This is a genomic window from Mesorhizobium sp. M1A.T.Ca.IN.004.03.1.1, from assembly GCF_003997555.1.
Classification (GTDB): Bacteria; Pseudomonadota; Alphaproteobacteria; order Rhizobiales; family Rhizobiaceae; genus Mesorhizobium.
In genome coordinates, this window is record NZ_RZTV01000010.1 from 83,997 (window position 1) to 109,079 (window position 25,083).

Consider the following 25,083-nt stretch of genomic DNA (forward strand, 5'->3'; position numbering starts at 1 on the left):
GATGCGCTTAATTACGGCGCAGCCCGCATCCTGCAGAATCCAACCTCATTCAGGTGGAAGGCCCAACTCGAAAAGCATGGGGCCGCAAACCATAGGAGGTTGCCATGAACGACACGTTTGCATCGATCCCGCAGCTGGCAACGCTGGTCGGGCAGGCATCGCGCCGGCGCTACAGCCTGCAGACCCTGCGAGGCATGATCGCAGCCCGGCGCGAGCAGATACGGTTTCGCTGGGATCTGAAGCGGATATCAGAGGCCAACCCGCATCTGATCGACGATATCGGACTGACGAAAGAGCAGGCCGAGGAAGAGATCGCCAAGCTGCCCTTCTGGCAAAGATAAACGCGGATGTGGCGTCAACGCTGATGCCGGCAGCGCAGTCCCACCGGGTAGGGTGGTCCGGCATGAGCTCGAAGCGACATCGGTCGGCCATAACGGGGAATCTCGTCGGGCTTCAGGCCATCTGAGTTAAACCTGCCGGACGACAGTGCCGATGACTGACGAGAAGCCGGGCTGCAGTCAGCGCCGACAGGCCGTCAAGGTCGGCAGGCGGATAGAATTCGACCAGATCAAATCCTGCGATCCTGGCCCGTGTGGCTGAGAGCTGCGTCGACGCCCTGGGCATGAAGCTCGCGGGCAGTCACAAAGCGGCTGCCATAGCGTCGCGCCGCTTCGATTTCAGCCAGGCGTGCGCTGCCGACGCTGCGCAGGCCGACTTGCACGAGGCGGCGATATGCGGCATCTCGCTCGCCCGGCGCATCGGGCTCGAATAGCCGTAGCGTTCGCCATCGACCTCGTCGCGCCAGTCGATATGCGCGTCGATCTGCAGGATCCAGACCGGCCCGTGACCGGCAAAGCCGGCGAGAAAGGGAATTACCACGGAATCGTCACCGCCGAGCAGGATCGGCACGGCCGACGCGGCCAGGACCTCGCGCGTCTTCGCTTCGATCCGCGCCCGGTTTCCCTCATTGTCGTGCATGACCGTCGAGATGTTGCCGGCATCGACGCAGCAGACCGGCTTGCCGTCGAACAATGGACCGCCGAGATCTAAATCCCAATGCTCGACCAGCGGCGCATCGTCCTGGCTCGCAGCGCGGATGGCGTCGGCGGCCAGAGCATGGCCGCTGCTGTCCTTTCGCGGATAGGTGCTGCCATGACCGGCACCGTAGATCACCATGCGAGGCACGCGGCCTCCGGCGAGGCAACCGGGAAAGCCAAGAAAGGAAGATGAAGAGGTCATTGTTCAATAGTCCGAATGTGAGCGCTCGCAGCGAGGGGCACGTCGATAGGATCGCTTTATCGCCTCTACGTGATCCATATCAGAAAGTCGCATAAGATAGATTATGGAACTGACACATCCAGCACGAAGCTGGTTTTGCTACGGTCCTCCTGAGCTTCCCATCCGCACTTCAAAGGCGTCAACGAGGTCCTTGATGTGTTCGTGACCGCCTCCGCCGCGCTGATCGCTGTTACGTCGATCGTCAGGCTGCTCGGGTGCTTCGGGTCAAGGACAGCGACTGTCCGGCTGCGGCGGCGCGCCGCTTCCGGATCGATAGACTTGAGACGGTCACGTCGAGTTGGCGACATCACGCGACGAACCAGTTCGGCCTCTTCGCAAAGCAAGCGCACAGGCACGAAGTGAGCGCCTCGTCGATCCGACGCATCTTTCATCTGCTGGTAGGACGCGAGGCTCCTCGCGTCTCCTTGGATGCCGGAGTTCGTGAAGATGAAGTTGGCGGCGGGAGGACAAAGTGTTGCCACGGTGTCCAACACAGCCTGACGGACCTTGGCGGTCTGCTCCCAGACGGCATCAGGCAATGTGCGGCGACCGTCATCGGCAAGCAGTGCCAATATAGGATTGTTGATCCAGTGATTGTCGATGACCTGGCCGGAAAGTGCCGTTACGAGTTCCCGTGCGATCGTCAGCTTGCCGACGCCAGGGAAACCGAGCAGCAGAACAAACACATTCTGAACCATCGATCAGTTTCCGAAGCACCAAAGAGAATCGGATTGACGACTAAGCGCCAAAGTGAACAGGCGTCTTTATCGCTCTGATTCACAAGGAATTTCGATCGTCATGCCGTCATAGGCCGGCACCACGTGGTCCGGCGTCTCGGCCATCACGGCGGCATAGTCCAGCGGCACATGCATATGCGTCAGCACCGCGTTTTTCGGCGAGAGCTTCTCGATCCAGCCCAGTGCCTCGGCAAGCGACAGATGGCTCGGATGGCTGTTGTACTGCAGCGCGTCGATAACCAGCACGTCAAGGTCTTCAAGGCGTCCCGCGGTGGCAGCTGGAAAGTCGCTGATATCGGGGCAATAGGCGATCCCGCCAATGCGGAAACCGAGCGAAATGATGTCGCCATGGACCTGCGGCAGCGGCTCAAGGGTGAGGGGACCCCCCTCGCCTTCGATCACCACCGGCCTGGCATGGTCTATGAGATGCGGCCTTACGATCGGTGGATAGGAACTGCCCGGGGGCGTCTCGAAGCAGTAGCCGAACGCCTGGCGCAGCCGCAGCATGGTCGGCTGGTCGGCATGGATATCGATACGACGGCGTTGCTCGAGCACGAAGCCGCGCAGATCATCGATGCCGTGAATGTGGTCGGCATGCGGATGGGTATAAACCACCGCGTTGATGTGCTTGACCGAAGCAAGCAGCATCTGGGCACGGAAATCCGGCCCGGTGTCGATGACGACGGTGGTGCGGCCGCCATTCCCTGCGATCCGCTCGACAAGAGCAGCCGTGCGCATGCGGCGGTTCTTCGGATTGGCCGGATCGCAATTGCCCCAGTCGCCGGTGATGCGCGGCGTACCGGGCGACGAGCCGCAGCCGAGAATGGTGAGGCGCAGCTGGTCGCCCATGTCAGGCCGCCGTCACGTCCGGTCGCGGCATCTTGGCAAACAGCCGGAAGACATTCTCGGTGGTGATGTCGGCGATCTCCGCCTCGCTGACGCCGATGGTCTCGGCCAGCACCTTCGCCGTATTCGCGACATAGGCGGGCTCATTGCGTTTTCCCCGATGCGGGATTGGCGCAAGATAAGGCGCGTCGGTCTCGACCAGCAGCCGTTCGCGCGGCACATCTGCGGCAATCGCGCGCAACTCGGTCGAGTTCTTGAAGGTCAGGATGCCTGAGAAGGAGACATAGCCGCCCAGCGCCACGCCGACTTCCGCCAGCCGACGCCCGGACGAAAAACAATGCAGGATGAAGGGGAAAGCGCCCTTCCCTGTCTCCTCCTCGAGAATCGCCGCCATGTCGCCGTCGGCGTCGCGCGAATGGATGACCAGCGGCAGGCCGGTCCGGCGCGCGGCGGCGATGTGAGTGCGGAAGCCTTGCGCCTGTGCCTCGCGCGGCGCACGGTCGTAGAAATAGTCCAGGCCGGCTTCGCCGATCGCCACCACCTTGGGATGGTCGGAAAGCCGTACCAGCTCCTCTGCGGTCACATCGAGCTCTTCCGCCGCATTGTGCGGATGAGTACCAACTGAGCAATAGACCTCACTAAAATCTTCAGCAATTTCAAGGATTTGCTGAAAACGCTTCACGCGCGTTGAGATCGTCACCATGCGGCCGATCCCGGCTGCGAGAGCGCGGGCGACGATAGCCGCCCGCTCCTCGGCAAAATCCGGAAAATCGAGATGGCAGTGACTGTCGACAAGCATCAGGCTTTGGTGTCCTGCTCGACGTAGCGGGGAAACACGCCCTCAGGCACCGGCAGCGCCGTGCCGGGCACCAGCGCATGGTCTGCGTGGACATGCGCGAAATTGCGCTTGTCCGCCGGCACCGCCAGCAGGTCGAGCAGCCTCGCCGCCGATCCGGGAATGAATGGCTGGCAAAGCACCGTCACGCGCCGGACAAGCTCGGCCGTCGTCCACAGCACCGTCTCCATGCGCTCCGGATCCGTCTTGCGCAGCGCCCAGGGCTCCTGCGACGCGAAGTATCGGTCGGCGTCGGCCACCACGCCGAAGATCGCCGCCAGCGCCAGATGGATGCCCTGCTCCGCCATCGCTCTGCGCGCCACCGCAAGCGCCTCCACCGCCTGGTCGAGGATCGCCGCGTCGGCTTCGGTGAGCTCGCCGCGCTTCGGCACCGCCCCGCCGCAGTTCTTGGCAATCATCGACAGCGAGCGCTGCGCCAGATTGCCGAGACCGTTGGCGAGATCGGCATTGGTGCGGTTGACGATCGCTTCGTGACTGTAGCTGCCGTCCTGCCCGAACGGCACCTCGCGCAGGAAGAAATAGCGTACCTGGTCGAGGCCGTAATGCTCGATCATTGCGAACGGATCGACGACATTGCCGACCGATTTGGACATCTTCTCGCCGCGGTTGAACAGGAAGCCGTGGGCGAAGACGCGCTTCGGCAATTCTATGCCGGCCGACATCAGGAAGGCCGGCCAGTAGACCGCGTGGAAGCGCACGATGTCCTTGCCGATGATATGCGTCGCCGGCCAGTAGTGCCATTGCTTGGATTTGGTGTCGGGATAGCCAGCGGCCGTGATGTAGTTGGTCAATGCGTCGACCCAGACATACATCACATGCTTGTCGTTGCCCGGTACAGGCACGCCCCATTTGAACGTGGTGCGCGAGATCGACAGGTCCTTCAAGCCGGACTTGACGAAGCTGATCACTTCGTTACGGCGCTCCGCTGGACCGATGAAGTCTGGCCGGCTCTCATAAAGTGCCAGCAATTTGTCCTGATAGGCGGATAGCCGGAAGAAATAGCTTTCCTCCTCGTTCCATTCAACCGGCGAGCCAAGCGGCTCGCGGCGCACGCCGTCGTCGCCGAGCGTGGTTTCGCTTTCGTCGAAATAGGCTTCCTGGCGGACCGAATACCAGCCGCTGTAGCGATCAAGATAGATGTCGCCATTGGCGGCCATCGCCTTCCAGATCGCTTGGCAGGATGCGTAGTGACGTTGTTCGGTCGTGCGGATGAATTCGTCGTTTGAGCCGCCGACTGTCTCGGTCATCGAGCGAAAGATTGCCGAATTGCGGTCGGCGAGCGTTATCGGCGCGATGCCTTCCTTCTCGGCCGTCTGCTGCATCTTGAGGCCATGCTCGTCGGTGCCCGTGAGGAAGAACACTTCCTTGCCGTCGAGACGCTGGAAGCGGGCCAGCGCGTCGCTGGCGATGACCGTATAGGCGTGGCCGATATGTGGCTTGCCATTCGGATAGAAAATCGGCGTGGTCAGGTAGGATTTTTCGCGTGACATGAATGAACCGTCATGAAGGTCTGAATGTGAGTTGTGGCGGTGGATAAACTATCGGCATGGCGATTGCCATCCCGATGCATGCCGCCCGAAAGTGGTGCCCGGTTTTGGGGCAGCGGCATGCACTAAGAAAACCGTCACATTCGCATCACAGAATTCAGGCGGTCGATCATGGTCAGGGCGTGCTGCTTCTTGTCGAGATTGTAGGTCTCTGCCTCAGATATCGTGTTCACGGCCTCGTGCCAAGCGTCGGACAGCGTTTTGGCCCTGGCGAGGTCGCCGGCTAAGGCCGCTTCGCTGGCGGCGGCCGACAGCAGATCGAGCGCGCGGCGGTTGAAGATATCGAATTGGATCGCCTGGTCGCGGCCGGCAACGGCTTCGGCAAGCCGATGGGCAGCGGCAATGTCCGGCTTTTGCGCCGCCACCAGCGCGTCGAGCGCGCCGGCGATTTCCAGCCCGCCATACTGGGTAAGCAGGATCGCGTTGCGCGCGCTGCCCCCTGCCCGCCCGGCCAAAGCCGCGCGCGCCGCCGGATCGACCGGCGGCAGCGGCTCGATGCCTTCCAGCACACCCATCAATTCGTCCGGCGCAAGCGGCGTCAGCCGCACCATTTGACACCGCGACCGGATCGTCGGCAACAGGCTGCCCGGCGCATGGACGATGAGGATGAACAGGGTGCGCGCCGGAGGCTCCTCAAGATTCTTGAGCAAGGCATTGGCGGCATTAGTGTTCATGTCGTCGGCCGGATCGACGATGACGACGCGGTAGCTGCCGTCATGCGAGGTCATAGACAGGAAGCGGCTGACCTTGCGTATCTCGTCGACGGTTAGCACAGTCTTGAAGCTTTTGGTCTTGTCGTTGGCCGGACGGGTGAGATGCAGCACCGAAGGATGCGCGCCGGTAGCGATCTGGCGAAACAGCGACGAGGCCGGATCTGGAACGGCAAGCGCTTCGGGCGCGGCCGCAAAATCGGGATGTCTGAGAAGGTGATGCGCCAGGTGGAAGGCAAGCGTGGCCTTGCCGATGCCGTGCGGCCCGGCGAGGATCAGCGCATGCGGCAGCTTGCCGGCGCGGTAAGCGGTGGCGAGCATGCCCGCCGTCTGCGCGTGGCCGATCAGTCGCGACGTTTCCGACGGCTCGGGAACGCCGTCCAACGTGTCGTGCTGTTCGGGGGCGATGCGTTCGAAGATCATGCCGGCGCCGTCTGCTTCCTTTGCACCGGCATCCGCTTTTCCAGCACCGCGAACACGGCCGCGGTGACGACGTTTTCCACCGTTTCGGGATCGGCCGACGCATCGATCACAATGCAGCGGTCCGGCTCCGCCTCTGCGATCGCCAGGAAAGCCTCCCGCCGGCGCTGGTGGATGGCCAAAGTCTCCTTCTCGAAGCGATCGGCGCTGTCGCCGGCGCCGCGCCGTGCCGCCGCGCGCTTCAGACCTTCGGCCGGATCGATGTCGAAGATCAGCGTCATGTCGGGGACCATGCCGTTGATGGCGACCGCCTCCAGCGCTTCCATAAAATCCGGATCGAGCCCGCCGGTGACGCCCTGATAGACGCGCGAAGAATCGATGAAACGGTCGCAAAGCACGATCGTGCCGCGCTCGACCGCCGGCCGGATCACCTGCTCGACATGGTCGGAGCGTGCGGCGGCGAAGAGGATCGCCTCCATCTTCGGGCCGAAGGGCTCGGCGGCGCCGGACAGAAGCACATGTCTCACCGCCTCGGCGCCCGGCGAGCCGCCTGGCTCGCGTGTCACCAGAACCTCGTATTTCTTGGCTCGCATGCGCCGTGCCAGCCGCTCGATCTGCGTCGACTTGCCGGCTCCTTCGCCGCCTTCGAAGGTGATGAAAAATCCGCTCGCCAATCGTGAATGCCTTCGCCCGTGCTGGCCGCTGTCATAGCTCCCGTCCGGCAAAAGGTCCACGAGCCTGCCCGATCACAAATTTTTCTGACGCAGCCAGCCAACAGCCAGTTCCTTGGCGGCGTCAAGCGCACGCTGCGGCAACGTCCCGACCTTCACCGCCTCGGCGGCGAAAAGCGGCGTTCGCTGGCTGAGCGTGTCGCCTATCCAAACGCGCAGCTCCCCGACCGGTTGCCCCTCCTCCACCGGCGCCGCCACCGGACCGTTATAGACAATTCTGGCGGTCAGCTTGTCGCGGTTGGTTATCGGCAGAAAGATGTCCACCGGGCCCTTGGCTTTCAAGGCCACGCCGGATTTGGCGCCGCCGAACACTTCGGCTTCGCCGACGACCTCATCCTTGGCGAAGATCTCCGTCTTCTGGAAGGAGCGCGACCCCCAGTCTAGCAGCTTGCGCGCCTCCTCGGAGCGTTCCCGGTCGCTCGCCAGACCGCTCAGCGCCGCGATCACCCGAATGCCGTTGTGGCTGACCGTGCCGACAATCCCGAAGCCGGCGGACTCGCTCGCCCCGGCCACGAAGCCGTCGGCATCGATGCCCATGGCCAAAAGCGGATTGCGGTTCCGCTGGGAGATCTTGTTCCAGGTGAAGTCGGGCTGGCCGTAGTAGTGGAAGAACTCGGGATAGTCGCGCCAGATGTGCAGTGCCAGCATCGTGAGCTCCCGCACTGTCGTCTGCTGGCCATCTGCCGGCAGCCCGGTCGAATTGACGAAGGTCGATTTCGAGAGACCAAGCTCGCGGGCACGCTCCGTCATCTGCGCGGCGAAATTCGCCTCCGAGCCTGCCATGCCTTCGGCAAGCACGATGCAGCCGTCATTGGCGGCCTGCACGGTCACGCCCTGGATCAGATCCTCGACACGGACCGCCGATTTGAGCTTGGCAAACATCGTCGAGGTGCCCGACGGCGCGCCGCCGGTGCGCCAGGCGTTTTCGCTGACCACGAAAGTATCGTCGAGCGTGATCCGCTTCGATTTGATGGCGTTGAAGACCACCTCCATCGTCATCAGCTTGGCCATCGAAGCCGGCGGGATCGGCTTGTCGGCATCCTTGGCGAAAAGCACCGTGCCGGTGTCGGCGTCGATCATGAAGGCCTGGGCCGCCATGGTCTCGAAAAGCTGCGCACCGGCCGGGGCTGCCCAAAGCAGTATCAGCGCCAGGCCTAGTAATCCGGCGAAAGGCTGAAAGATGCGGAACTGCATGAAAAATCGACCCACTTAGCCGTGCTGGCGTCGACAAGCTATCAGGGTTCTTTCCGCTGGATCAACGGCGGGCGCGAAATTGATCAGTTTCGCACAACCAATGCGTCCGGCGCGCCGTGCGACCAGGCCGCCTGCAGCAGGTCGTCGATGCTGCCATGGCCATCCGGATAGACGTTGACCGCGTACCAGTCGTTGCCGTCGAGCTCGGTGCGCTGGATTTCAGTCCTGCCGAACGGCTCGAGCGCCGCCGCCACGCGGTTTGCCTGCGCCGCATTGTCAAAAGAGCCGGCGGCCACATAATCGGAGGCCGGCGCCTGTTCCTGGCCGTTCGACTTCTTCCACGACCGGAGGATGTCGGCCGGCGACATGCCGCTGCCGTCGAGGGCGGCAAAGACGTCGGCGTGATTGACGCGCTCATCCGCGTAGGACAGCGACGCCATGGCAAAGGGCGAGTTCGGCGGCAGCCTGAACTGCGGCCGCTCCGGCACGATCGGCCCGAAATCCGGCAGCACGACTTCGCTGGCGCCCTGCGCCTGCCCTGACATCGCCGGTTGCACGGCAGGCTGCTCCGACAGACCCGACTGCGTGGCAAAAGCCTGCCCAGAACTGGTCAGCTGGCCGGGGAACGGCACGGCCGCTGGAGGTGCATCGCTCATCGACAGGCTGGGCGACGGGCCGTTCATGGCCACCATCACGCCCGTCGGCAGGCCGTCGGACGGATCGGGCCGCCTGCTGCCGGGACGGTAGGAAGCCATCAGATACTGGTCGTCATTGCCGTCGAGAGGCGCCCGGCCGACATATTCGACCTTCACCCTTGCCGTGCCGACCTTGCCATAGTCGAGCATTTGCGCGGCACGTTCCGAGACGTCGATGATGCGGCCCTCATGGTATGGGCCGCGGTCGTTGACGCGCACGATGATCGAACTGCCAGTCTCGAGATTGGTGACGCGGGCATAGCTCGGCAGCGGCATGGTCGGGTGCGCCGCCGTCAGTTGCATCGTGTCATAGACTTCGCCGTTGGCGGTCAGCCGGCCGTGGAAGGCATCGCCATACCAGGAAGCCAGGCCAACCTTGGCATATTTCTTATCCTCCTTGGGATAGTACCACTTGCCGCGCACCTGGTACGGCTTGCCGAGTTGGTCGCGGCCGCCGCCGCGCCGCATGAAGGCAACGCGCGGGCTCGCCTTCACGCCATATTCGGATTCGGCGAAATACTCCTTGGAACGCGGCCGCTTGTCGACCATGCCTTTCGGTTGCGGCGTGGACGTACAGCCGGCAAGCAGCGCCACCGAGAGGGCGCACAGCACGAAGGCAGGAGCGCGACGAAGACGCGGGCGCGCCGAAGTCTGCATGTTTTCGATTGTCCCCTACAGTCTCGCCGCCATCAATCGGAGCCAAGCGCCCCCGAATGCAGCAACACCTTGATCCCCAATATCTTTGTGCACAGGAAATGTTTATTACGATGTTAATCGATTATGGCCGGAACCGGGCGAGATTATGGCGGGGAAAAAACTGCCGGCGAGGATGAGCCTTGCGTGGATGAGCGCCGGATGGAGGGGCAGCTTTTTGGAGGGGGGACTTCCATTTCCAACCGGCGCTCACAGCGCTGGAATTGCCCGCGCCAACCAGGAGTTTAGCATGGGCGTCCGCAAGGCCTGCCTAGATCGAACGGATGAACTCGGTTCATCCATATGAGCAACGTTTCACGGCCAAGTTCGAGACGCTTTCGCGCGTTGCCGTCGGGCTGGACAAGAAGACGCCCACCACGTTCTCCGTAGCGGGCGCTAGTTCGGGAGGAAATGAGACGCTTGCGGTCTGGGTCGTCCCCTTGCCCGCAAAGGACGGTACGCCTCGTTTGACTGGATAATAAGCGCGCCAGGGTTGAGCCGCCGCATATTCTGGTTGCGTGACATTTTCGCCACAGACATAAAAGTGCCCGGCTGGGCAATGCATCGTCTGTCCCGACCGCAGGAAGGTACGTCGCGGTGGTTGACGCAGCCCTGACCGCCGCACTACAGCAATGAAGCGCGAAGGTTGGAAATGCCTCGGCGCCAATTTGGCGCCGACCATTGAAAATTGACCGATAGCGACGATCGTAGGTGGTTGAAAGACCATGATGGAGGGATGGCCGAGCGGTTTAAGGCACCGGTCTTGAAAACCGGCGTGGGCGCAAGCTCACCGTGGGTTCGAATCCCACTCCCTCCGCCAGATTTTCACCTAACTAATTGAAATTGCATAATATTTTAAATATCGCGCTCTTAATTCATAACGCAATTCATAACTCGCCCTGATGATGCCGACAAACAAAAGCCCACGATGGAGAACCGTAGCGTGCTGGCATTTCCCAGCGTTCGGAAACGTTACGCACGTTACGAATCAGACGGTTGCTAGTGGGCGACTATCTATCTTAGCGGCGAAACGCGCCTCACCCCCGCAGTAGTCCGGATTCAATGGAGCCGTTGCCTTAGCCATCAACCAGACGCCAACTAAACGTTCCTGCTCCGTTGATTTGCTGCTGTTCGCCAGCCACGCCATCGCGAACGTAGCAGCCCCAGGCAAATCCGTACGGCCATTTCTTGATCACTACGCGCTCAACTCTCATGAAATGGGTGGGCGACTGGACCCACGACTCCTTGATCGCCTTAAAGGGCACTGTGCGGCCGTTGAATTCCCAAAGCTGAAAGATGTTGCGCGACCCCACGATTTCGGTGAGCTGCGAACCAGATTCAGGTTCCGCGTCGGCGCCTTGCCGGAGCTTTACCAGGCGCCGTCTAGAATCCTCAAGAGCGCTGTGGCAGAGCCGGCATAATGTCACCAAGGCGCTTTCAGGAACTAGCAACGGATTTCCTGTTTCGCTGTAGCCCCAATTGGTTACCCCTTCAGCCTCCGTTGCCGCTGGTCTCCAATGATGGATGTTGAGCAGGTCAGCCGACAGGCAATTCCGACACTTGCGGCCGTCGCGCTCAAGAACTTTTTCCCGCAGCGCGAGCCAGTCCGGGTCGTGGTAATCGAGAGGCCGTCGCGGCGTATCGTTTGTCATGTCTACTTCTCGCAGAATGACCAAATTCATCATGCTACTTCCAAGTCGGCAAGGCTGTCTCTCGGCCCATTCCGGGGCATGAAAAAGCCCGCCACCGTGAGGCTGCGGGCCAATCAAGTGTCCGGAGGGCAATTGGTTTTCAGAGACTTTGCCCGCCTTCGATGTAACCAAGGCCATCCCTTTCGGCCTCGTCCAGCTCGCGCTCGTCCCCGTCGTGCGGCTCATCGAGGATATTGCCGCCGTGCTCGTTCTCTCCCTCCAAGTCTTCGTTCGTTCCGCTCCACCCTGCCAAGTAGGGCTCTTCGTCCCCCGTCGATTCCAGATCCGGTTCACCATCGGCTTCATCGAGGAGAGCCAACAGCGCATCGATTGTGCGCTCGATGCGGCGCCGACGCGCCACTGTGAGCGGAAGGAAGTCGGAAGGCTTGGGCAGCACGCTCATGCTGCACCGCCTTTCGCGTGGCGAAGGATCGCTTCGGCGATATGTGCCGGCCAATTCCCATTCTCGATGAACGCAGCGACACGACCATCCATGCCCCGTACACGACCCCATGCCGCCATGGCTTCAGCCTTGATGAGCAGCCCGGCCATCGTCATGTCAGGTTCCTTCATCACCGCCGTGATGTGCTTGGCCAGCGCTTCGACGGCGACATGGCGGGCTTTCCATGCATCGGTGTAGCCCGACGCCTGCTTGATACTCTCGATCTTGGCTTCGTACTTTTCGGCGACCGCCAGAAGGCGAGAGGCCCCGTTGAACTCCGCCTGCCATTCTTCACACGTCGAGTGGCTGTGCCAGGCGCGGCTTTTGGCGCGGCTTTTCAACGCGCTGGTTGCCCGCTTGAGCCGCCACTTGAAATCGCGGCTTGTGAAGATGTACCGGCCATGGCTCGCACCGAAGAAATCGCGCTCCACTTCGCTTGACGTGGAGCGCGAAGCCGTGAGCGTGGCCGGAGCTGTCGGCCACTTATGAGCCCAAGTTTCCACGACGCGGTCTTCGTGAGCGCATGCCTCGACATACGCTTTTTCGAACACCGGCGTCTGGTTGCCGAGTTCGATCAGTGCGTGGTTTTCGGCCGGCGAGGCCTTCGCGATTTCTACGGCTCCGATGCCGGCGGCGGCTGTCGACGCGGCGGCGAGGCCGAGCAGCAGGCGGCGGCGGTTGATTTCGGGCAAACCTTCGGCGGCTGCCCGAACAAGGGTGTTCGGCATTTCACATCTCCCGTTTCTGGTTATCGGAACTAATTTACTATGTCCGGTAACCTAGAAGCCGGTTTAGACATTGTCAACGGCTTTCTAGGTATGGTAACCAGATAATGCAGTCTGAGAGGGACGAATGCTCACTACGGGAAATCAGCTCAGAGCCGCCCGCGCGCTTGTGGGGATCGAACAAAAGGAAGTCGCTGACCTTGCTGGCGTCAACGTCAACACGATCCGAAGCATGGAAGCTGCCGGCGCCGGTCCAATCGCTGGCCGAGCGCAAAACGTCCAGGCAGTGCAAAGAGTATTGGAGGCTCGGGGTGTGGAGTTCCTGAATCACGGTCGACCAGGTGTTCAATTGCGGGCAAACGCAAATCCGCAACTGTGAATTGCGGGCACTAATTGCAAGAATTATGGGAGTTGGGGCCTCAAGGTGCTAGGCGTCTTGCCTCGCTGGAAGTCCCCTCGCTGTCGCAATGAAGCGAGGAAAATTCAATGTCCCACATTCGTCCCATCGCCCCCATTGACGTCGCTGGCCTGAAGCCGGCCGTCCCAGTGACCGGACTGCCAATCTGTGAGTTGGTGGACCCGCAAACGCTCTTTGTTGATGGAGTCTATCAACGATCAATCGGCGAGAAGGGCCTTCGACAGATCCGGCGAATGGTTCAGCGATTTTGTTGGACGCGGTTCAAGCCGCCTATCTGTGCCTATGGTCAGCATGAAGGTAAGACCGTCCTTATGGTGCTCGATGGTCAGCACACCGCGATAGCCGCGGCGAGCAATCCTAACATCGATCGAATCCCCGTGATGATTGTCGAGGCGCCGGAAACTGCTGCCCAAGCGGCGGCGTTTGTCGGACAAAATACTGACCGATTGGGGGTCACGCCACTTCAGCTCCATCAGGCGGCTGTAGTCGCTCAAGACGAAGACGCTTTGACGGTAGAACAGGTCTGCCAGCGCGCCGGAGTTACGGTCCTAAAAGGGCCTGCAGGTAACGCGCGCTATCGCGCACGGGAGACGATTGCGGTGAGCACCATAAGCGGGCTCGTCCAGCGACAAACAGCGATGGGAGCAAGGCGGATTCTAGAGGTACTGGCAAACGCCGATCTAGCTCCAATCACGGGCCACCATATCCGGGCTGCGGAGTTCCTAATGACCGACAAGGACTACTGCCTGAGGTTCGAACCATCCGATTTAACGGTAGCTATCGGAGAACTGTTTCTGACCGCTGAGGACGACGCCAAAGTATTTTCTCATGCTCACAGCGGGGTGCCGTTCTGGAAGGCCTTGGCAGTCACGTGGTTCCGCAAGACTAAGAAGAAGCGGCTTCATCTTCGAGTAGCAGCATAGCCTCTTTGACACTCAGTCGGTTGGGCAGAGGCGCGGGCCGCGCCTTTGCCAAAGATTCATGACTAGTCGGCGTGCATGAGCATTGGCGACCCAGCAAAGTTCCACTACACAGCGGCTTGCGAGGGGTTGGCTTTTAGACACCGGTACTAGGAGAGAATAACTTGACCGAACAAGACGAAGCTCAAAACGTCGATCTAGTCGGACTGACAGCGGATATCGTCTCGGCCTATGTGAGCAATAATCCCCTCCCCGTCGCGGCATTGGCAGACCTCATTGCTTCGATTCACTCATCGCTGTCAGGCATCGGCCAGCCAGGAGGAGTCGAACAGCCGAAACAAGAGCCCGCGGTCAATCCGAAGCGATCGGTGTTCCCCGACTACATCATCTGCCTTGAGGACGGGAAGAAGTTCAAATCGCTGAAGCGCCATCTCGGCATACATTACAACCTCACGCCGGACGATTACCGCGAGAAGTGGGGATTGAAGCCGGACTATCCGATGGTGGCACCTAACTACGCCGCTCAACGATCGACGCTGGCGAAGGCATCCGGGCTCGGGCGGAAGACTGCTGCAATGCCGGCCGAGAAGGCGACAGCAAAGCGGAAATCCAACAAGTAAGCTCCCAGCGACCATTGGTCAGAGAACCCGAGACCGCAATGCCGCTCGGGTTTAGCCTGCTTCGTCCTTATGGATGATGCCGATCATTTCGGCAGAGAGGTATGTTCTTCGTCAGCCGGTGCCGTGTTTCGACTCCGAGCCCCCGCCGGTTAGGCCCGGCGTTTGCTGGCCTTCCCCGCTAGCCTGCCGGGCCGATCCCTTATTCAGGGACAAGGCGTCCAGCCCTTGCGCTTGTCCGGCGTCACCGCGTGGTTGGTGAATTGCAGATTCCGGTCATCCCGGCCGGCCGCGCGACATTCGTGGCAGTAGATCACCTCGATCAGATCCCAGTGCATGCACCCGTGATCCGGCCCCAGCCTTTTCACCAACTCAGCCACGTCTAAGACGGCCTTTCGCTTGCATGTGAGACAGTCAACCGAAAGGCCCGTCCCAGCCTCCAGCTTCTTGCCCAGCGTGTTTTCGACAAACGGGAATTTCAACGTCATGGCGATCCTCGTGAAATGGGTCGCCGCACCAGCGAGGATTATATTCCTGATGGCTGGCTAGTTGGCAACCGACCTCAAGCGGAATTCCTCAGCAATTGTAGATGAGCGATATGTTCTCGCTGGGCCGCTTCGAAAGCCTGCAGCATCACCACCGCGTCGTAGATGGGAAGCCCGCGATCCGCCAATCTGTCGATCAGGGCACGCTGGCGAGCGATGCGCTCGGCTCCCTCGCGGACGTGGCGCTCTGCCATTTCCATGAGGCTTTCCCGGCGTGTCATAGCGCCTTTAATCATAGCACTTTAGCGACCGCTTGCCGAAGGTGGCGCGTGCGCCAGAGGATCGCGTCAGTGTCTCGATCCCCTCTTACGCCAGGCCGCTGTTCCCCCTGACGCCACACACAGCCGCCCCCAGATGCCCGGCCTGTTGGGGGATTTTGGGGGACTTGGGCATACAGGCCGGGCTCTTATCCCGTATAGCGAGACAGACGCGCATTATGCGCCGTCCTTGCAGCGACTGACATTAACATTTTCTAAGACTTAATAATGAAAGCCCGTCGCAGCAAATTAGCGTAAGCGACGGGCTTTGTTCCCTGAGGCGGCTACATTTCCTGAAGGAAATCGACCACGTATCGCTAACCACTAACCCGCTAATTCGTTCCACAATGGCACACGGTTTTCTTCGCGTTCAATCCGGTTTTGTGAGATAGTGCCAATGCCGCGCCGAGGGCGGCGGGCTATGTCAACGTCGCACTGCAGTGGTGTCTATCGGCCCGCTGATTTGGACATGCTCCAGCGGGTATTCGACCGGCTGTGCGCCGAGCGCAGGCTAGCCTTCAAGGATAGAGAGCAACGAGACGCGCTGGCACGGGATGTGATCAACCTATTTCAGGATGGCGTCACCGAAGAAGACGCTTTGTGGCGGTCGATTTCGAGGCTTCGAACAGCTAAGGATGCATAAGAAAGCCCGCCGCTGGGAGGACATGGCGGCGTTGGATTTTGGGGGGACAGATTCCAGGCCGGGCACTTAGCAAGTCGCATAAGGCAGACTAGGTTGCGACGGGCCCCCTCTGTTGCTCAAGGAGTAGAGCAGCCGCACCTAGATGATGGAGAAAAGCCGGAGTGCGGTCGCTGCTACAATCCGCAGCGCAATCCTCTGGTTCCATTAACGACTGCGAATATTAGCGACGGCTTGACGAAGCCGCAGGCCGCGCCAGAGTCATTTCATGGCTAAGGGCTTCAGCATCGGCGACGAAGTCGCCATCGACGCGACAGTCCGCAGGCGCGTCACAGATGATCGGATAAGCGTCTCGATCCCTTCGTATGGCTTTCCGCATTCGATCATCGACAGGACATCGAAGGTGAAGAAAGGCCAGCCTATCGAGCTTGTCGGCGACGTCACCCATATCGACGGGGACTTGGTGACGGTTAACCTTGGCGTCCCGGTAACGGTCAACGCGGATACCCTTCGTCTGGTCACAGCCTACAGGCCGCCGACGCGGAAGAGGCCTCTTGTCGACAAGGCGACGTGAAGGAACATTCCTTTGCTGCTGGGGTTTCGTACCAGGAGGAACAGCCATGGCAGACGACAAGAGCAAGACCGATAATCGAGACCGCAACCGGGTATCAGGAGACGAGGAATATGAGGTCGGCTATCTAGCCAGCAAGTTCCAACTCACTATCCCAGAGGTTCGTGAATTGATCACCAAACACGGCAATGACCGCGAGACGCTGGAGCGCGAGGCGAAGTCGCTGGGCGAACAACAAAATTGACCAAGCTTTCGGACATCCCTCCTCTGAGCAAGCCAGGTGAGCGATTCGGCGGTGAGCCCGCCGACGAGGGCGATCATTTCTACACCTGCAAGATCTGCGGACAGCGGGTCGATAAACGGGATCTGCGACAGGTCGCCTGGCACGAGCAGCCGGAACATGAGCCACTTGAACTGGGACCGGAACAAATGTCGCGCATGTAAGTTGCCTAGCGCTGCTACTACGGGGACTTACGCGATGCTCCTTGCGTTGGACGATGCGCTCTCGACGGCTGTTCTGGCCGGTAGAGGCGCGGACGCGGAAATCTTCGGAGTGATCGACCTCACCAGCAAAATTGAAGCCCGGATCGGTCCGATCAGCTTAGGGCGCGCTATCCAGTTCGTCGCCAATGCGTCGGTGCTTGCATATGACGTGCGTGGCGCGATGGTTCTCTATGGGTTGCCCGGAACGCCAAGCCTGAGGAAATGGGACTGCGACCGGCTGTGGGCGCAATACCGCGGCGCCTCGCTCCAAGCCGACGTTTCGCAGCCCCTATAAGAAACGGGCCTAGCTCGCAATCATCATCGCTTGTAGCTGTTGCCGATCCTCTTTGGACCATTGGCTGGGGTCTTCGCCATGCGCAGACTTGGCGTGAAGCTCGACGTGTTTCATTACCTCTTCCGCAGTTTCAGCCGTAAAGCTCCCCGGACAGGCTTCCATTCCTGGGTAATCCTTGCACCGATACGTGTACGCCATCGCTGCCTCCATTTTAGGAACACGTAATGGAGCGACCGGGCGCAGTTTTTGTCAACTGGCCCTACCGCCATTCGCGGTCCGTACAAAAAGCACCAGAAGGCTGCTAGACGCATCTGGTCTCCGTGGGTCTCGTTTCAGGACGGGAATGCTGGCACCGGTCTTGCACTGAAGAGATTGCCGGTACTCCTCCACCGGCCTCCTGATGGGGATCAGGACGTAACTTCGCCGGGCTTGAGGCTTGGGGGCTTCGCCCGGCGGACCTTTTTCTCCCTCACGTCGCCGACGACGCTGTGGAAAGTAACTGCTTGTTCACCATGAGCAGGCATTGTGATTGAAGGCGTTCCAATCGCGCCTAACCTGACTGTGCGCCGATGATGGCGCGCCCCCGCCCAAAGCTGGCGGCCGACGCTTTCATGTACCCCAATCCCCCCAACCGTATGCGTCGGCCGCCGGTCTAACTGACGCTGCCCTTTTCCTCAGTCAGGTTTCGCACTATCTTCCGCGCCATGTCGCGCACCACGACCCTTCAGCTAATCGCAGCGGTGATCACCATCGCCATCCTGGCCGTCCTGCACCAAGGGTTGGACTGGTTCTTCCACCTGATGTCGGTGGACTACGCCTTGGGCGTCATGACGGGCGCCGTAGTCGTTCTCTTGGTCTGGTTTTATGAAGACCGCAAAGACCGCCTCTCACGGGCGGTTGGCGACATTCCCTCCGCCGAGCAGCAGCGCGCGCGCCACTCGATCGATCTGTGACTGCTGAAGGCGTGAGCCCTGGCCGGCGCGCATAAGCGCATCGAGCACAGCGCTCTGTTGCGGGCCGCCCGTCAGACTTCGCGCCATATCCGATATCGCTTTCTCGTTCCCGCCGTTGCGAAGCGCATCAACAACACCTTCGACGGCGCGGGTTCCCGCAGCTCGGGCCGCACCACGGGCGCCGCCGGCAATGAAGCCTTCGCGCACCCCGAACCCGCCGCTGTTACCGCCGTCGATCGCATCCCTGGCCGCAATGCGAGCCGCCGTCTCGGAATTGCGCGTGACGATGTTCGACGTGTCGTTGAACAGCCTTTCCCGGTCGAGCAGATCGATGATGGCCTTGGCCTTGTCGTCACCGAACAGTGCGGAAAGGCGAGCACGGTTCCAGTCGCCTTCGCCCTTGATGATCTGCTGCAGCGCGACGCGGTCGTTCGCCTTGGTGCCAACGATGCGCTCAATCTCGGCGCGAGCACCTTCACGCAAGCGAAGCGGCACGGCCGAGGGACCGACCTGCAAACCCTGCGGCAATGCGCCCTGCCTGACTTCGTCGGCGAGTTCGTCGGGCCGTGGCGCTTCCCGGCCGCTGGAAAGCACCGTCTGGCCGCGCTGAACGGCTTCCTTCTGCCTCGCCAGCTCAGCGTATTTCGCATCGACTTCCTTGATGCCCGGCACTGTAGACGAAAGCTCGTCGTCGATCGCCTGACGCGCGGTCGTCAGAGCATTTCGCTCATTCGTGCCTTTCACGCTTTCCAGCAGATCGTCGACGGCGTGCCTGGCGTTCAGCAGCGTCTCGGCATCGGTAATCAGGCCGCCTGGAACAGGCTGGCCGGTCGCACGGGCCTGCTCGATCTCTTGAGGCGTCGGAACATAGTCCAGCATCGAGCGAACGCGCTGGATAAGCAGGCACACCGGCTGGCTGCAAAGTCGTCGGGTCAATGCCGACGACTGCTCGCTTTTCCTCGGGTGACATCCCCTGCACCCTCTGCGCCAGCGCCATGCCGGCCTGAGCGCGAGCGGCAGCCGCGTCTACTGCTGGTGAGCCTTGGCGGTTCGTCGGCGAGCCAAGCGACGGCAGCGACTTGGCGATTTCCTCGACCGCCGCGTTCTGCTGGTCTGTCGTCATCGACAGAAAGGCGTCGTCGACATTGACCTTGCGGCCGTTGATGTTGAGCGTAGCCATCAGGGTTCAATGCTCCACTTCAAGCCGTTGCTGGTGGTACCGCCGCCGGTACCTGCATTCCCGGCCGGAAGGGTGCCAGAACCACCCGCCTTGATCGCCTCGACCATCTGCCGGATGCGAGCCAGCTTGTCGTCGAGCGAAGCCTTAGCCTCGACCAGGACGCCGCCAACCTCGATCGGCTTGTTCTTCTCGGCATCGAACCTCTGCTGATCCAGATCGAGCCGCGCCTTCTCGGCTGGCGTCATTTGCGGGTTGCGTAGCTTTTCGACTTCCAGCCGGTTCTTTTCCAGTTCGAGCTGATTTGAAGGGTTGGCCTCGTCGAGCTTCTGCTTCAGCATCAGGTTGACGACGCCGCGCTGCTGCTCAGACAGCCTAGGATCCTGCGAGGCCTGCAGGAGCTGTTGCACCGATGGGCCGCCAGCGACCTGCACTGGCGCGGCCTGGCTTGTCTGCACCGCGGCCGGCGCGGTCGCGCGCGGCGACTGAACCGGCTGAACGACCGCCGCCGGGCCGTCCGGTGCGTTCATCCTGTCCCACTGGTCTTGCGTGATGCCCTTGCTGGCGTACTCCTGCGGCAGCGGGCGCTTGCTCAATGCAGCGGACACTCCCGCGCCCGGTTCAAGGCTCGCGGCCTGCACCGGTGCCGCTTCCGAGCCGGCGAAGCGCGATGCGAAGGAATTGGCCATGGAAATGCGGCGCGCGGCCTCGCCGCCCGGCCGATTGTAGCCGGCGAACTTCCAGGCGTTGTTCATGAGGCGCTGAGCTTCTTCCGGCGACTTCGCCGCGTTTAGCTGGCCGAATTGGTCGCGCTGCGCGGCCATCTCCTTCAGCACCGCCTGGCCGTCGATCTGCTCGGGATCTGGCGGCGGCACGATGCCATTGGCGAGCAGGACTTGGTTCTGGTCGAGGCGCGCGGCCTGACGCTTGGCCTGAAGGTCAAGGCGCTTCTCGGCCATCGTCATGTCGTGCTGCTCGCGCTTGAACTGCATGTCCTGCGCAGCCGCGTCTTGCTTGATTTTCGCATCAGCAGCTTTTGCCGCCGTGTCCGCCTCTCGCGCCTTCGCGTCCGCCTGAGCTTTTTGTTGTTCGGCAGTTGGCTGCGGAGGCTGGCCGGCTTGCGCCTTGGCATCGGTCACCATCTTTTCCAGAACGTCCTCGACCGACTTGCCGAGGTTGAAGAGACGCGAGTTCGCGGCGAAGATTTCAACCGCGACTTCCTTGGACAGCTCGCCGCCTTGGATGAGCGGACCGACAGCGGCCCAATAGGTGCCAGCCGCCTGCATGAACTCGGCGGCTTCCGCCTTCTGCCTGGTCAGATCGGCCTTGACCGTCGAATCGCTTTCGACGTCGATCCGGTACATGATCGATAGCCGCTGGGTCAGGAGCTGCTGGATTGCCTGCAGCTTGGCCAGCTTGGCCTGCCGCTGCTGTTCGGCCTGCTCAGCCGCCTGCATGGCCTCCTGACGCTGCTTTTGCTGCTCAGGTGGCACCTGAGCGCCGGGTGGCGGTGCTGGCGGCGGCTGAATGGGTGTCAAGTCTTGCTGCGTGGGCAGGATCTGCACGCCGGTCATCTGCTGCAGCGTTTCGTGCGAGAATTTGGCCGGGATGATTTCCGACATCATCACGAAGATGTCGCGCGCGCAGCGCTCCATCATGCGCTGCATCTTCTGGATGCGCAGCGAGCCCCATTGCGTCTTGATGTTCTGCGCCGTGGCGGTTTCGCTTGCCTGCGAGGCGCCGCGCACGATGTCCGAAATGCCGGTAATCTCGTAAATGGCCTGCTTGGTCTGCTCGCGAGCACCGTAGAGCTCCCGCAGAACTGCAATGAATTTCTCGACCGGCCAGAAGGCGACCGCACCGGAAAGGCCTCCATTGGCTGCCCAGATATCCGCATTGCCGATCGGCACGAACTCGGCATCCTCGGCCGCAAGCATGTTGGCGATATCGCCGGCATCACCTGGATACCAGCCTTTGACCTTCATGTGGTTGGTGATGATGCGGATGCGCTTGGTCGTCAGGTCCAGTTCGTCGGCGAGCTTGCTGTAGATCGAAAAAGGATTGACCGGCATCAGTCGGCCGGTGAGTTCGATCGGCTGCACGGGCGCCGGGATGCAGAAGAAATCTGTCAGGCCAAGCGGGTCGTCGACCTTCTTCAGCACCACGCCATTGTCGTCGATGAAAATGACCTTGCGGCTGCCCTTGTCCCAGATTTCCCAGCCGGTCAGGTCGCTATCGCTTTCGCCGCGGTCTCTCTTCTCCTGGTCGTTGGTCTGTATGCTGATCAAGTCGGCGTCGAATACCGCCGCCTCATCTTCGCGCTGCACTACGAAGCGAAATGCGTCCCACGGCCGATCCTTCCAGCGCTTGGCCGGGCCGTGCCTATAGTCACGCCAGCTTACCGCTTCGAACTCGATGCACTCGTTGGCAAGGCGCTCGCCCTGGCCGACCGCAGCAGGCCCGTTAGATGGCGCTGAATAGTCATCCCTGCCTTCAGTATCGTCGCCAGCCGTTGGAGCATCAGCACCTGCTCCTCGGTCAGCGGCGTTGCTCGCCCGTTCAAGCTCTGCATTCGTTGTCTCGTCCTTGATGAAGTCGCTCTTGAAGCGCAGCCGGACGATGCCGCGACCGGCAAGAAAGCCGTCCTGTGCCTGACCTTCCATCTCGGCCTGAAGCTTGGAATCGTCGATCTGCGTGCGAATGGCGCGCTCGATCAGCTCGGCGACGTCCTTGGCGGCTGGATCCTCGTCGGCGAAGCGGCGGCGAATATCGGGAGCCGGCGGGCTGTTGATGATCGCCGGAACGATGGTCTCGACGTTGGCGAAAAGGATGTTGAAGTCGTAGGTGTTGCCGAGCGTGGCAGACGTGCTCAGGTCATCCGACTTGGTTTCGCCAGTGTAGGCTTTCACCGCCTTTTCGGCGTCGTCCATCCACTGCTTTTCGAGCTTTCCGGCTGCCTCGACGCGCGCAAGCCACTTCGACCCCTCTTCACGAAGAGCCGCGCCCTGCTTCTGCTGATCCGGGGTGCGCTTGTCAGCCTTTGCCATGGCGGACAGGATGGCGGCGGCAAATGCGAAATTCTAAGCCGCTTGAGGAGTCCCTCGCAGACTTCGGTTGGTCCCCCAGCAAACCTTTGCCAACCGATCACGACTGTGTTACGATCAATTAGTAAGTGCTAAATATATAGTGTAAAGGGTGCCTGGAGAGAGATTGCTAGGCCTCTTATTTAGCTGACTCGCCTTGTTTTATGGGGCAAATCCGCGATTTTCTGACAGCCTACCGAGACTTAGATTCGAATTGCATCGATGCCTCTTCGGCAAATTTGCTGAAGAGGGTGCCTTTTCTATGCCGAATACGCAGGAGGGAGGTGTTGTCATGCTTGTAACCGATAGAAGTGAGCTTGTTCGTAAGGCATTTGCGGCAGGGGTTCTCACGGCCGCCAAGGATGGCTCAATCTTAGTGAACGACAAGGGCGAGAGGAGATTTCGACGGCTGGTCAATCGAATGGGGATTACTGAAGAGGTAAAAAAGGTGCTCGCCGACGGGGGCAAACTTTCTGCTCACAGCGTCGATGGCCAACAAATTCATCCGTATACGCCGCCTTACTTCGATATCGCACTGTATAACGCCACACAAATCATAAAGGATCGATGGGCAGCTGAGGGTGGTCACCTGTCCGTCGTAGGTTTGCCGATCGGCGATTCGATCGATGTGAAGCGTGTTGGCGATGGATTCCGGGCAGATTTCAGATCCGGCTTTATTAGATACATCAATGGTGTCCCTGAGACCGTGCCCACTGATTGGTGCCGTGTCTGGTGGACGGGACTGGAATGCGGCGTTCGCCAGGAATCTGAAGATGAAGTATATGGCACCGTTTTCTGTCACGCGCCGGGTCGAGCAGCACTTCCAAACGTTGTGATCGTGCCAGGTGGCAACAATACATTCAACATGGGCCCGCCAGGCACGCGGGTAGTATCTAGCGCTGTCCTTCTCTACGAGGGTCCGCTGGTCAACGTTACGATCGGGGCAACTTTAATTGAGAACGACTCCGGTGATGTTGAAGAGATATCCCAGGAAGTTGCCCAGAAAATCATCCAGGGTGGGGCCGCACTGTTGGGTGGTCTCGTCGGAGCGCCCGCCGACGCGATAGCAAATCAGACATGGTATCAGGAAGGTATCGGTCTTGCGGTCGGGCTCGTGTTAGACGGGATCTTTGGCATTGGCGATGACCCTTACACGCCGCAGTCAATTTTCGTACCGTGGCAAGAGATTGCGGAGTTTCGACCACCCCAGTCCTACCAGCGTCCCGGAAACCCCCAAATAATCACCTATAGTAAATTCGTGGATCTTACAGGGACTGACGACGGAGGAGATTTCGGGCACTACCGATTTTACTACATGTTCGAGCACATGAATCCGCCGGGATAGTCTCATTGTGCCGGTGTGCATGAATAACGTTGATGTAGGAGGGTTAGATGAACGAAAGCCGCGAAGCGCTGACCAAAGCACATGATACCTTCGCCAAAGCGCTGGATGCTTTTGCGAAAATGGTGATTTCCACTGCTAACAACGGGAAGGACGTTGGTGACCTTAAGGGGATAGCAGTTCTTGCTGCCGATGAGGGTGCTGCTGTCAGAAGGGTCATTATTCGGACTGGTGGGAGTTGCGGAGTTTATGAAGATCCACCTGGCACTTGCCGGCTGTGCACGCCTGAGGAGGACCAAGGCGAGATTTTTCAAACGCCTTAGCGGAGTCTAGAGGCACGCCGACGCCCCCGAATTATTCGTCTGTCGCCACCCTGAGTTTCCGCACAATCAACTCGAACACGATGTCCGAAATCCACATCGCCGAAACTCCGATGAGGAAGGCGGCAGCAAGCGTCGTAGTATCATCTTCGGGCATCGGCAGGCCTGTTGCCCGGAAGTATCTGACCACTGGCAGGGTCAGATAGGCTGCCGCCAGCGCCCCGCAAACCGGTGAGGCGAACATCTCCCGCAGCTTGTACCGGTGACGCGACAGCGCGCGCAGGATGCCGCCGGACAGCCCGGCAATGAGAACGGGCGCCTTGATGCCGAGGAAGTCTAGAAGGTCGTGCATCAAGGCCTCCAGCCGCACAAGGCGGCACCGCTGCCGATGAGGGTGCTGCTGTCAGAAGGGTCATTATTCGGACTGGTGGGAGTTGCGGAGTTTATGAAGATCCACCTGGCACTTGCCGGCTGTGCACGCCTGAGGAGGACCAAGGCGAGATTTTTCAAACGCCTTAGCGGAGTCTAGAGGCACGCCGACGCCCCCGAATTATTCGTCTGTCGCCACCCTGAGTTTCCGCACAATCAACTCGAACACGATGTCCGAAATCCACATCGCCGAAACTCCGATGAGGAAGGCGGCAGCAAGCGTCGTAGTATCATCTTCGGGCATCGGCAGGCCTGTTGCCCGGAAGTATCTGACCACTGGCAGGGTCAGATAGGCTGCCGCCAGCGCCCCGCAAACCGGTGAGGCGAACATCTCCCGCAGCTTGTACCGGTGACGCGACAGCGCGCGCAGGATGCCGCCGGACAGCCCGGCAATGAGAACGGGCGCCTTGATGCCGAGGAAGTCTAGAAGGTCGTGCATCAAGGCCTCCAGCCGCACAAGGCGGCACC

28 protein-coding genes, 1 tRNA gene and 1 pseudogene are annotated in these 25,083 nt (G+C 60.7%); 11 read left to right on the top strand and 19 right to left on the bottom strand.

The window, feature by feature from the left end; translation table 11 throughout:
• The first annotated feature begins 104 nt into the window (after nucleotides 1-104).
• The gene (locus EOD29_RS25000) at nucleotides 105-341 is read left to right on the top strand and encodes a hypothetical protein (RefSeq protein WP_067321326.1); all 237 of its coding nucleotides are present in this window, start codon (nucleotides 105-107) and stop codon (nucleotides 339-341) included.
• 126 nt (nucleotides 342-467) lie between these two features.
• Here the strand turns inward: EOD29_RS25000 and EOD29_RS25005 are convergent.
• The 9 genes and pseudogenes from EOD29_RS25005 to EOD29_RS25045 all read right to left on the bottom strand — a co-directional run bounded on the left by EOD29_RS25005 (nucleotide 468) and on the right by EOD29_RS25045 (nucleotide 9,671).
• Nucleotides 468-1,239: pseudogene (locus EOD29_RS25005) on the bottom strand (arginase family protein).
• A gap of 101 nt (nucleotides 1,240-1,340) precedes the next feature.
• On the bottom strand, nucleotides 1,341-1,976 hold the full coding sequence (locus EOD29_RS25010; RefSeq protein WP_206520492.1) for a chloramphenicol phosphotransferase: 636 nt from the start codon (nucleotides 1,974-1,976) through the stop codon (nucleotides 1,341-1,343).
• A 66-nt stretch (nucleotides 1,977-2,042) separates the two neighbouring features.
• Nucleotides 2,043-2,864, bottom strand: coding sequence for an MBL fold metallo-hydrolase (locus EOD29_RS25015; protein ID WP_127248203.1), 822 nt, complete (start codon nucleotides 2,862-2,864; stop codon nucleotides 2,043-2,045).
• Between the two features lies 1 nt (nucleotide 2,865).
• Nucleotides 2,866-3,660 carry a TatD family hydrolase gene (locus EOD29_RS25020; RefSeq protein WP_127248204.1) on the bottom strand — a complete coding sequence of 265 codons (795 nt, stop codon included), beginning with the start codon at nucleotides 3,658-3,660 and terminating at the stop codon, nucleotides 2,866-2,868.
• Nucleotides 3,660-5,207, bottom strand: a complete 1,548-nt coding sequence (metG, locus tag EOD29_RS25025; protein ID WP_127248205.1) for a methionine--tRNA ligase — start codon at nucleotides 5,205-5,207, stop codon at nucleotides 3,660-3,662. Before metG ends, EOD29_RS25020 begins: the two co-directional genes overlap by 1 nt.
• A gap of 134 nt (nucleotides 5,208-5,341) precedes the next feature.
• Nucleotides 5,342-6,397 (bottom strand): DNA polymerase III subunit delta', encoded by a 1,056-nt coding sequence (locus EOD29_RS25030; RefSeq protein ID WP_127248206.1) that lies wholly within the window; start codon nucleotides 6,395-6,397, stop codon nucleotides 5,342-5,344.
• Nucleotides 6,394-7,068: a dTMP kinase gene (tmk, locus tag EOD29_RS25035; RefSeq protein WP_127248207.1), complete on the bottom strand. Its 675-nt coding sequence runs from the start codon at nucleotides 7,066-7,068 to the stop codon at nucleotides 6,394-6,396. The genes EOD29_RS25030 and tmk overlap by 4 nt, the downstream gene beginning before the upstream one ends.
• A 72-nt stretch (nucleotides 7,069-7,140) precedes the next feature.
• Nucleotides 7,141-8,319 (bottom strand): D-alanyl-D-alanine carboxypeptidase family protein, encoded by a 1,179-nt coding sequence (locus EOD29_RS25040; RefSeq protein WP_127248208.1) that lies wholly within the window; start codon nucleotides 8,317-8,319, stop codon nucleotides 7,141-7,143.
• Between the two features lie 83 nt (nucleotides 8,320-8,402).
• Complete coding sequence (locus EOD29_RS25045; protein ID WP_127248209.1) at nucleotides 8,403-9,671, bottom strand: septal ring lytic transglycosylase RlpA family protein; 1,269 nt, start codon at nucleotides 9,669-9,671, stop codon at nucleotides 8,403-8,405.
• A gap of 766 nt (nucleotides 9,672-10,437) precedes the next feature.
• Here EOD29_RS25045 and EOD29_RS25050 point away from each other — a divergent pair.
• Nucleotides 10,438-10,527, top strand: a tRNA-Ser gene (locus EOD29_RS25050).
• Nucleotides 10,528-10,783: 256 nt separating this feature from the next.
• Here the strand turns inward: EOD29_RS25050 and EOD29_RS25055 are convergent.
• From EOD29_RS25055 to EOD29_RS25065, 3 genes are all read right to left on the bottom strand, one after another.
• Entirely contained in the window at nucleotides 10,784-11,392 is a 609-nt protein-coding gene (locus EOD29_RS25055) for a hypothetical protein (protein WP_127248210.1), read from the bottom strand.
• Between the two features lie 106 nt (nucleotides 11,393-11,498).
• Nucleotides 11,499-11,801, bottom strand: coding sequence for a hypothetical protein (locus EOD29_RS25060; protein ID WP_127248211.1), 303 nt, complete (start codon nucleotides 11,799-11,801; stop codon nucleotides 11,499-11,501).
• Nucleotides 11,798-12,568, bottom strand: a complete 771-nt coding sequence (locus tag EOD29_RS25065; protein WP_127248212.1) for a hypothetical protein — start codon at nucleotides 12,566-12,568, stop codon at nucleotides 11,798-11,800. The genes EOD29_RS25060 and EOD29_RS25065 overlap by 4 nt, the downstream gene beginning before the upstream one ends.
• 483 nt (nucleotides 12,569-13,051) lie before the next feature.
• Here EOD29_RS25065 and EOD29_RS25075 point away from each other — a divergent pair, with 483 nt between their 5' ends.
• Together EOD29_RS25075 and EOD29_RS25080 are read left to right on the top strand one after the other, a co-directional pair.
• Nucleotides 13,052-13,906 carry a DUF6551 family protein gene (locus EOD29_RS25075; protein ID WP_127248214.1) on the top strand — a complete coding sequence of 285 codons (855 nt, stop codon included), beginning with the start codon at nucleotides 13,052-13,054 and terminating at the stop codon, nucleotides 13,904-13,906.
• Between the two features lie 161 nt (nucleotides 13,907-14,067).
• The gene (locus EOD29_RS25080; RefSeq protein WP_127248215.1) at nucleotides 14,068-14,523 is read left to right on the top strand and encodes a MucR family transcriptional regulator; all 456 of its coding nucleotides are present in this window, start codon (nucleotides 14,068-14,070) and stop codon (nucleotides 14,521-14,523) included.
• Between the two features lie 203 nt (nucleotides 14,524-14,726).
• On the opposite strand, the gene EOD29_RS25085 is transcribed toward EOD29_RS25080, so the two are convergent.
• The gene (locus EOD29_RS25085) at nucleotides 14,727-15,008 is read right to left on the bottom strand and encodes a hypothetical protein (protein ID WP_127248216.1); all 282 of its coding nucleotides are present in this window, start codon (nucleotides 15,006-15,008) and stop codon (nucleotides 14,727-14,729) included.
• Nucleotides 15,009-15,082: 74 nt separating this feature from the next.
• Nucleotides 15,083-15,265 (bottom strand): hypothetical protein, encoded by a 183-nt coding sequence (locus EOD29_RS25090; protein WP_245475419.1) that lies wholly within the window; start codon nucleotides 15,263-15,265, stop codon nucleotides 15,083-15,085.
• Between the two features lie 965 nt (nucleotides 15,266-16,230).
• On the opposite strand from EOD29_RS25090, the gene EOD29_RS25100 reads away from it, so the two are divergent.
• The 4 genes from EOD29_RS25100 to EOD29_RS25115 are packed head-to-tail and all read left to right on the top strand — an operon-like array spanning nucleotide 16,231 to nucleotide 17,311.
• Complete coding sequence (locus EOD29_RS25100; RefSeq protein ID WP_127248219.1) at nucleotides 16,231-16,536, top strand: hypothetical protein; 306 nt, start codon at nucleotides 16,231-16,233, stop codon at nucleotides 16,534-16,536.
• Between the two features lie 46 nt (nucleotides 16,537-16,582).
• Complete coding sequence (locus EOD29_RS25105; RefSeq protein WP_127248220.1) at nucleotides 16,583-16,777, top strand: DUF3606 domain-containing protein; 195 nt, start codon at nucleotides 16,583-16,585, stop codon at nucleotides 16,775-16,777.
• Complete coding sequence (locus EOD29_RS25110; protein ID WP_127248221.1) at nucleotides 16,774-16,977, top strand: hypothetical protein; 204 nt, start codon at nucleotides 16,774-16,776, stop codon at nucleotides 16,975-16,977. The genes EOD29_RS25105 and EOD29_RS25110 overlap by 4 nt, the downstream gene beginning before the upstream one ends.
• A 46-nt stretch (nucleotides 16,978-17,023) precedes the next feature.
• Nucleotides 17,024-17,311, top strand: coding sequence for a hypothetical protein (locus tag EOD29_RS25115; RefSeq protein WP_245475420.1), 288 nt, complete (start codon nucleotides 17,024-17,026; stop codon nucleotides 17,309-17,311).
• Nucleotides 17,312-17,320: 9 nt separating this feature from the next.
• Here the strand turns inward: EOD29_RS25115 and EOD29_RS25120 are convergent, their stop codons facing one another.
• The gene (locus EOD29_RS25120; RefSeq protein ID WP_348630445.1) at nucleotides 17,321-17,521 is read right to left on the bottom strand and encodes a DUF1059 domain-containing protein; all 201 of its coding nucleotides are present in this window, start codon (nucleotides 17,519-17,521) and stop codon (nucleotides 17,321-17,323) included.
• A gap of 494 nt (nucleotides 17,522-18,015) precedes the next feature.
• Here EOD29_RS25120 and EOD29_RS25125 point away from each other — a divergent pair, with 494 nt between their 5' ends.
• Nucleotides 18,016-18,264, top strand: a complete 249-nt coding sequence (locus EOD29_RS25125) for a hypothetical protein (RefSeq protein ID WP_127248224.1) — start codon at nucleotides 18,016-18,018, stop codon at nucleotides 18,262-18,264.
• Here the strand turns inward: EOD29_RS25125 and EOD29_RS25130 are convergent.
• Nucleotides 18,199-19,143: a hypothetical protein gene (locus EOD29_RS25130; RefSeq protein ID WP_164763831.1), complete on the bottom strand. Its 945-nt coding sequence runs from the start codon at nucleotides 19,141-19,143 to the stop codon at nucleotides 18,199-18,201. The genes EOD29_RS25125 and EOD29_RS25130 overlap by 66 nt on opposite strands.
• A 300-nt stretch (nucleotides 19,144-19,443) precedes the next feature.
• Nucleotides 19,444-22,488 (bottom strand): hypothetical protein, encoded by a 3,045-nt coding sequence (locus EOD29_RS25135; RefSeq protein ID WP_206520493.1) that lies wholly within the window; start codon nucleotides 22,486-22,488, stop codon nucleotides 19,444-19,446.
• 328 nt (nucleotides 22,489-22,816) lie between these two features.
• On the opposite strand from EOD29_RS25135, the gene EOD29_RS25140 reads away from it, so the two are divergent.
• Nucleotides 22,817-23,869, top strand: coding sequence for a hypothetical protein (locus tag EOD29_RS25140; protein WP_127248225.1), 1,053 nt, complete (start codon nucleotides 22,817-22,819; stop codon nucleotides 23,867-23,869).
• 47 nt (nucleotides 23,870-23,916) lie between these two features.
• On the top strand, nucleotides 23,917-24,189 hold the full coding sequence (locus EOD29_RS25145; RefSeq protein WP_127248226.1) for a hypothetical protein: 273 nt from the start codon (nucleotides 23,917-23,919) through the stop codon (nucleotides 24,187-24,189).
• Nucleotides 24,190-24,220: 31 nt separating this feature from the next.
• Here the strand turns inward: EOD29_RS25145 and EOD29_RS25150 are convergent, their stop codons facing one another.
• Nucleotides 24,221-24,538: a hypothetical protein gene (locus tag EOD29_RS25150; RefSeq protein ID WP_127248227.1), complete on the bottom strand. Its 318-nt coding sequence runs from the start codon at nucleotides 24,536-24,538 to the stop codon at nucleotides 24,221-24,223.
• A 198-nt stretch (nucleotides 24,539-24,736) separates the two neighbouring features.
• Entirely contained in the window at nucleotides 24,737-25,054 is a 318-nt protein-coding gene (locus EOD29_RS25155; RefSeq protein WP_127248227.1) for a hypothetical protein, read from the bottom strand.
• Between the last annotated feature and the right edge of the window lie 29 nt (nucleotides 25,055-25,083).